Below are 624 nucleotides of genomic sequence, written 5' to 3' on the forward strand. Positions count from 1 at the left end.
AGTTTCACGCTTAATTTGAGCCACTCGAATTAAGGGGAAGGCCATTTATACAGTGGCCTCAAAGGTCAGCAAATGGCACGAGCATGCCTAAAAGTAGACCTTCGAAAGAGATCTGATCAGACTTTTTTGCGTTTGTGCCTGTGAAGTCCGCAAAGTGGACATATAGTGTCCTTGCCAGATAAGGATAAAACGGTGAGAGTTTGGGGGCATCAAGACTTGAAAAAAGTAAGGACAAGTTTTTAATAAACTCAAAATGTGCCGACTTCAAAGATACAAACTTACCAGCTAATCGATACTGTTATCTTCTTTGTGTAGAATTCTTAGTAAACCCAAAGGGGCATTTTTGGAGTTTCTACTAAAGTCAGTGATATCTTTGCTTCCTAGGTCAAAGCCCGATTTAAAAACTTCATCTCGAAGGTTGCTAAATGTGAAGTCTAGTATTTCTTGAGCGTCATCCGACCCAAAAAGATTATAATAGCTCTCTACTAGAATTCCTTGCTGGTCAATTGGTTTGAAAGGAGAACGCGAAATAATTTGATGATGAAAGCCCATGATATAACCTGAAATCAATTTGTTACGTTTTGAAATTGAAATTAACTCGACTGGACTGATAGGCATTAACAT

Annotated in this window: 1 protein-coding gene; it reads right to left on the minus strand. The window is 38.5% G+C overall.

Going from position 1 to position 624, the window contains the following annotated elements:
* Positions 1 to 285: 285 nt before the first annotated feature.
* Positions 286 to 624, minus strand: a 339-nt coding sequence (locus tag A3766_RS23485; RefSeq protein ID WP_068643065.1) for a hypothetical protein, incomplete at its 5' end; no start/stop codon positions are given.

This window comes from Oleiphilus sp. HI0132, from assembly GCF_001635845.1.